Source organism: Kitasatospora sp. NPDC028961 (assembly GCF_055564815.1).
On record NZ_JBVHVO010000009.1, the window covers coordinates 21,240 to 27,239 of the forward strand.

Annotated in this window: 6 protein-coding genes; all 6 read left to right on the forward strand. The window is 73.3% G+C overall.

The window, feature by feature from the left end; genetic code table 11:
* The first annotated feature begins 124 nt into the window (after positions 1-124).
* Positions 125-1,270: an MBL fold metallo-hydrolase gene (locus tag ACZ4UX_RS18280; protein WP_329490137.1), complete on the forward strand. Its 1,146-nt coding sequence runs from the start codon at positions 125-127 to the stop codon at positions 1,268-1,270.
* A 146-nt stretch (positions 1,271-1,416) separates the two neighbouring features.
* A complete protein-coding gene (locus ACZ4UX_RS18285; RefSeq protein ID WP_465707526.1) occupies positions 1,417-2,970 on the forward strand; it encodes a TldD/PmbA family protein in 1,554 nt (517 codons plus the stop codon).
* Positions 2,970-4,367 (forward strand): metallopeptidase TldD-related protein, encoded by a 1,398-nt coding sequence (locus ACZ4UX_RS18290; protein ID WP_465707399.1) that lies wholly within the window; start codon positions 2,970-2,972, stop codon positions 4,365-4,367. Before ACZ4UX_RS18285 ends, ACZ4UX_RS18290 begins: the two co-directional genes overlap by 1 nt.
* A 28-nt stretch (positions 4,368-4,395) precedes the next feature.
* Positions 4,396-4,944: an RNA 2'-phosphotransferase gene (locus ACZ4UX_RS18295; protein WP_465707400.1), complete on the forward strand. Its 549-nt coding sequence runs from the start codon at positions 4,396-4,398 to the stop codon at positions 4,942-4,944.
* Between the two features lie 103 nt (positions 4,945-5,047).
* Entirely contained in the window at positions 5,048-5,431 is a 384-nt protein-coding gene (locus ACZ4UX_RS18300) for a DUF3099 domain-containing protein (RefSeq protein WP_329490134.1), read from the forward strand.
* 264 nt (positions 5,432-5,695) lie between these two features.
* Positions 5,696-6,000: hypothetical protein (locus tag ACZ4UX_RS18305; RefSeq protein WP_465707401.1), on the forward strand; the 305-nt coding region annotated here is incomplete at its 3' end.

The window sequence follows — 6,000 nt, forward strand, 5'->3', positions numbered from 1 at the left end:
GCGACGGGGCGCACCCGTTGCCCCCGTGGTGCGGGACGACCGGGGCCGGCCGTACCGAAGTTCCCGGACGGGTCCCGGCGCGCGGGGCCCGGCGGCCACGGCGACGAGCGAAGGCAGAGCACGGATGAGCGACGCACAGTCCGGTACCACCCACCGGCGGGGACGACTGCTGGCCCTGGCCGCCCTGGCGGCCGGCGCGGGAGCGGCCGCCTGGTCGCTGCGCGACCTGCCGGCGGCCTTCGGACGGCGGCCGGACGCCGCCCGCGAGGCCCGGGTGCGCAACTCCCCGCAGTACCGGGACGGCGTCTTCCACAACGCGCCGTCCACCCTGGCCCGGGCCAAGTCCGCGCCGGACATCGACCGGGACACCGTGCGCCGGATGCTGTTCCAGCGCGAGGGCCGGGTCCCGGCCCACCCGGTGCCCACCGTCCGCCCGGCCGGCGGACCGCGCGAGGCCGCCGAGGGCGTGGAGATCACCTGGTACGGGCACGCCTCCGCGCTGGTCGAGATCGAGGGCACCCGGGTGCTGCTCGACCCGGTCTGGAGCGAGCGCTGCTCCCCCACGGCGCACGTCGGCCCCAAGCGGCTGCACCCGGTGCCGGTCGAGCTGGAGGAGCTGCCGCAGGTCGACGCGGTGCTCATCTCGCACGACCACTACGACCACCTGGACATGGCGACGGTCAAGCGGCTGGTCCGCAGCCAGTCCGCTCCCTTCGCGGTGCCGCTCGGCATCGGCGGCCACCTGCGCCGCTGGGGCGTCCCGGAGCACCGGATCATCGAGCTGGACTGGGACGAGACCTGCACGCTCGGCGAACTCGCCGTCACGCTCACCTCCGCCCACCACTTCTCCGGGCGCGGTCTGACCCGCAACACCACGCTCTGGGGCTCCTGGGTGATCGCCGGGCCGACCCGCAAGGTCTTCTACACCGGGGACTCCGGCTACTTCGAGGGCTACGCGCGGATCGGCGAGCAGCACGGCCCGTTCGACGCCGCCCTGATGCAGATCGGCGCCTACGACACGGCCTGGGCGGACATCCACATGACGCCGGAGGACGCCGTCCTCGCCCACCGGGAGCTGAACGCCGGCCTGCTGGTGCCCGTCCACTGGTGCACCTTCAACCTGGGCCTGCACCCCTGGGCCGAGCCGATCGAGCGGCTGCTGGTCGAGGCCAAGGCACAGGCCGTCCCGCTCGCGGTGCCGCGCCCCGGCGAGCGGGTGGACGTCGACAACCCGCCGGAGCTGGACGGCTGGTGGGAGACGGTCGGCTGACCGGATCCCCGGGGGCGGCGGCCGCCGCGTGTCACCGCCCGAATGCGCTGGCCGAAACCCCCTGAACGGGACATGATGCCGTGCGGGTACCCGGTTCGGAGTACCCGCACCGTCATCCCCCCGACCAGGGAGCCCGCTTGCCTCCGATGTCCCCGACCAGCAGTTCCGGCGCCCCGCACGGGCGCGCCGTCGACCCGCTGTTCCTCGCCTACCCGCTGCGCGCCCTGGCCGACGCGGCACTCACCCGCGCCCGGGAACTCGGCGCCGAACACGCCGACTTCCGCCTGGAGCGGGTCCGCAGCGCGTCCTGGCGGCTGCGCGACGCCCGGCCGGCCGGCACCTCCGACAGCGTCCAGCTCGGCTTCGCCGTCCGGGTGCTGCTGGACGGCGCCTGGGGCTTCGCCGCCGGGGTCGACCTCACCGGGGCCGCGGCGGCGCGGGTCGCCGAACAGGCCGTCGCGGTGGCCCGGCTGTCCGGCGGGATCAGCCGGGCGGCCGGTGCGAAGGAGCGCGTCGAGCTGGCGGACGAGCCGGTCTACCCGGACGCCACCTGGGTCTCCGCGTACGAGCTGAACCCCTTCGAGGTGCCGGACGCGGAGAAGACCGCGCTGCTCGCCGACTGGAGCGCGCGCCTGCTCGGCGCCGAGGGCGTCTCGCACGTCAGCGCCAGCCTGCTGACGGTGCAGGAGAACAAGTTCTACGCCGACACCGCCGGCACCGTCACCACCCAGCAGCGGATCCGGCTGCACCCCTCGCTGGAGGCCACCTCGGTGGACGAGCGCACCGGGGCCTTCGACTCGATGCGCACGCTGGCCCCGCCGGCCGGGCGCGGCTTCGAGTACCTGCGCGGCACCGGCTGGGACTGGGACGCCGAGCTGGCCGAACTGCCCGCCCTGCTGGCCGAGAAGATGAAGGCGCCGAGCGTCGAGCCGGGCCGCTACGACCTGGTCGTCGACCCGTCCAACCTCTGGCTGACGATCCACGAGTCGATCGGCCACGCCACCGAGCTGGACCGCGCGCTCGGCTACGAGGCCGCCTACGCCGGCACCTCCTTCGCCACCTTCGACAAGCTGGGCTCGCTGCGCTACGGCTCCGAGCTGATGCACGTCACCGGCGACCGCACCGCCGAGCACGGCCTCTCCACCATCGGCTACGACGACGAGGGCGTCGCCACGCAGTCCTGGGACCTCGTCAAGGACGGTGTCCTGGTCGGCTACCAGCTCGACCGCGGCATGGCGAAGCTCAAGGGCTTCGACCGCTCCAACGGCTGCGCCTTCGCCGACTCCCCCGCCCACGTCCCGGTCCAGCGGATGGCCAACGTCTCGCTCCGGCCGGCCGCCGACGGCCCCGACACCGAGGGCCTGTTCGCCGGCGTGGAGAACGGCCTGTACATCGTCGGCGACCGCTCCTGGTCGATCGACATGCAGCGCTACAACTTCCAGTTCACCGGTCAGCGCGCCTACGCCATCCGCAACGGCGAACTCGCGGGCCAGGTCAAGGACTTCGCCTACCAGGCCACCACCACCGACTTCTGGGGCTCGATGGCGGCCGTCGGCGGCCCGCAGACCTACGTGCTCGGCGGGGCCTTCAACTGCGGCAAGGCCCAGCCCGGCCAGGTCGCGGCGGTCAGCCACGGCTGCCCCTCGGCGCTGTTCCGCAACGTCAACGTGCTCAACACCCAGCAGGAGGCGGGTCACTGATGACCGCGATTCAGCCCCACGAACTCGTCGAGCTGGCGCTCGGCCTCTCCCGCGCCGACGGCTGCGTGGTGATCGCCGACGAAGAGTCGACCGCCAACCTGCGCTGGGCCGGCAACGCGCTCACCACCAACGGGGTGACCAGGGGCCGGCGGCTCACCGTGATCGCCACGGTGGCCGGCGCCGAGGGCACCGCCTCCGGCGTGGTCTCCCGCGAGGCCGTCACCGCGGACGAGGTGGAGGGCCTGGTGCGGGCCGCCGAGCAGGCCGCCCTGGCGGCCGGTCCGGCCGAGGACGCGCAGCCGCTGGTGGCCGACCGGCCGGCCTCGCCCGACTTCGCCGGGCCGCCGGCCGAGACCTCGATCGAGGTCTTCGCGGCCTTCGCGCCCGCCCTCGGCGAGGCCTTCGCCCGGGCCGCCGCCCAGGGCGAGCTGCTGTACGGCTTCGCCCGGCACGAGGTGGTCTCCAGCTACCTGGGCACCTCCACCGGCCTGCGGCTGCGCCACGACCAGCCGACCGGCACGGTCGAGCTGAACGCCAAGACCGCCGACCTGTCCGGCTCCGCCTGGGCGGGTGCCGCCACCCGGGACTTCGCCGACGTGGACGTCGCCGCGCTGCACACCGAGCTGACCAAGCGGCTGGCCTGGGGCGCCCGGAAGATCGACCTGCCGGCCGGCCGCTACGAGACGCTGCTGCCGCCCTCGGCCGTGGCCGACCTGATGGTCTACCTCAGCTGGTCCGCCGGCGGCCGGGACGCCGCCGAGGGCCGGACGGTCTTCTCCAAGCCGGGCGGCGGCACCAGGGTGGGCGACAAGCTGGCCGCCCTGCCGCTGACGCTGCGCTCCGACCCGGCCGAGCCGGGGCTGGAGGCGGCGCCCTTCGTCCTGACCCACTCCACCGGCGGGGACTCCTCGGTCTTCGACAACGGCCTGGAGCTCACCGCCACCGAGTGGATCCGCGACGGCGAGCTGGCCGAGCTGATCACCACCCGGCACTCCGCCGGGCTCACCGGCCTGGCACTGCGCCCGGCGGTGGACAACCTGGTGCTGGAGACGGCCGACGGGGCCGGCGCGCCCACCCTGGACGAGATGATCGCCCGCACCGAGCGCGGCCTGCTGGTCACCTGCCTCTGGTACATCCGCGAGGTGGACCCGGCGAACCTGCTGCTCACCGGCCTCACCCGGGACGGCGTGTACCTGGTGGAGAACGGCCAGGTGGTCGGCGCGGTGAACAACTTCAGGTTCAACGAGTCGCCGGTCGACCTGCTCGGCCGGATCACCGAGGTGGGCCGGACGGAGCGCTGCCTGCCGCGTGAGTGGGGCGACTGGTTCACCCGGGCCGCGATGCCGCCGGTGCGGGTCGCGGGGTTCAACATGAGTTCGGTGAGCCAGGCCTCCTAGCCGGCTCGGGGGCGAGGGATCGGGAGAGATGGACGAGAAGCGCACGGTCAGGACCAGCAAGACGCTGTCCCGCGTCCTGCGGCACGAGCCCGAGCGGATCGGGATCACGCTGGACGAGGCCGGCTGGGTCGGGGTGGACGTGCTGCTCGCCGCGCTGGCGGCGAACGGCACCCGGCTGACCAGGTCCGAGCTGGACCACGTGGTGGCGACCAACAACAAGCGCCGCTTCGCCTACTCCGACGACGGTCTCTCGATCCGCGCCAGCCAGGGGCACACGGTGGCGGTCGACCTCGGTCTGGCCGCCGCCGAGCCGCCGGCCCGGCTGTTCCACGGCACCGCCGCCCGGAGCCTGGACGCGATCTTCCGCCAGGGCCTGCGGCCGATGGCCCGCCAGGACGTCCACCTCTCGGCCGACACCGACACCGCGCTGCGGGTCGGCTCCCGGCACGGCCGGCCGGTGGTCCTGGCGGTCGACGCCGCCGCCCTGGCGGCGGCCGGTCACACCTTCCGGATCAGCGCCAACGGCGTCTGGCTGACCGACGCGGTACCGCCGGAGTACCTCTCCCTGCTCCATTAGGGCGCGGCGTCCGCCCCCGGTCTCGTCGGCCGCCCCCGCGCGGCGTACCGTGAAGTGGCCGCGCTGCGAGGCACGGCAGGTGCGTGGACGAGGGCGGTAGGACATGGGCAAGAGCGCCGGCGGTGGACAGGTCCACCGGATCACGGGGGCACGCAGCAGCCTCACCGAGGACGTCCGGGGCCGACAGCGCCGCTACGTGGCCTCGATGCTGCTCCGCACCGTCTGCGTGCTGCTCGCGGTGGTCCTGTGGGACGTCCAGCGGGTGCTCGCGTTCGCCGCACTCGCGGGCGCGGTGCTGCTGCCCTACTTCGCGGTACTGATCGCCAACGCCGGCCGCGAGCGGGCGCCGGGGCTGCCGAGCACCTTCGACGTACCGCCGGAGACCGTGCTGATGCTCGGCCCCGGCGGTACCGGTGGGGCCGGCGCTTCACATGATGCCGGTGTGGCACAGAGCGTGCCCACCGATTCTTCACAGCCATCGAACTGACTGTCCGTTTTAGGGGGTTTTCCAGCGACTCCCTCGACAGAAAGCTCAAAAGAACCTCAGATTAATCATGCAAGACCTCCCCATGCCGGGGTCCTGCCGTGACATACTGCGTACGCGCTCCGCATCCCCCGTCGGAGCGACGGACCGACGCCGGGCGGCTCCCCCCGTGGCTGCCCGGCGTCGCCATGCCCGGACGCGCCGTCGCCGTCCGGGAGCGTGAAAGACTGGCGGTGCAGACGACCCGCTATCGCTGAGGACGGCACCATGGAATCCCCGGGCTCCCCGCAGACGCAGGCACCGGTCTGCTCGGCCAAGGGCTGCCGGGCGGACGCCCGGTGGGTGCTGGTCTGGAACAACCCGAAGCTGCACACCCCCGACCGCCGCAAGACCTGGGCGGCCTGCGAGGAGCACCGCGAGCACCTCTCGCAGTTCCTCGGCGTGCGCGGCTTCCTCAAGGAGGTCGTCGCCCTCGCCGACTGGACCGTGGCGGGAGGGGGGGGGGGGGGGGAAAAAAAAAAACACACCAAACAATCCGCAAAAAAAAAAAAAAGAATCACAGAGAAACAGAA